A 451-nucleotide genomic window follows, 5' to 3' on the forward strand; every position below is an offset into this window, starting at 1 on the left:
AGGGGACAGTGATGTCCCATTTATTCTGGATAAAAAAACTGGCATTGATGATTTCCATCAATACCAGAAAGTTTAGACCCACTTTTTTGGGCTGATTTTAGTCGTTAACTTTCCCTAATCCATGATATTCATGATTAAGGATTGCTCACTTAATTGATATTTTTTCTCGGTCGGCCAGTGCCCTGCCCCTTATCCAAAATTTCTGGATGTTCATTGCGAGCATACGCATATGCGTGCGGGTCCTGGGTACTTTGATAACGGTTAGTCCGAGTTCGTGATTGGGTGTTTTTGAAGTAGTAGTAACCGGCAACGGCTGCCATGGCTAAAATTAAAAGTGTCATTGAATACCTCTTTTCTTGATTTATTTCCCGCTTGAATTTACACTTTAAGTGCAACACTAATTAAATAAAGAATGGCCCATGGCCAAATTTCTGTAAAATGATGTTTGCGA

At 39.5% G+C, this 451-nt stretch carries 1 protein-coding gene; it reads right to left on the reverse strand.

The window, feature by feature from the left end:
* Positions 1-149: 149 nt before the first annotated feature.
* On the reverse strand, positions 150-341 hold the full coding sequence (locus KTE19_RS13730; RefSeq protein ID WP_056983294.1) for a hypothetical protein: 192 nt from the start codon (positions 339-341) through the stop codon (positions 150-152).
* Positions 342-451: the final 110 nt, after the last annotated feature.

This window comes from Lentilactobacillus dabitei (assembly GCF_019061365.1).
In the GTDB taxonomy this organism is placed as follows: domain Bacteria; phylum Bacillota; class Bacilli; order Lactobacillales; family Lactobacillaceae; genus Lentilactobacillus; species Lentilactobacillus dabitei.

What these genes read in the sequence shown, in the direction of transcription:
- KTE19_RS13730 (WP_056983294.1), bottom strand. Translation starts at nt 341, where the DNA reads ATGACACTTTTAATTTTAGCCATGGCAGCCGTTGCCGGTTACTACTAC.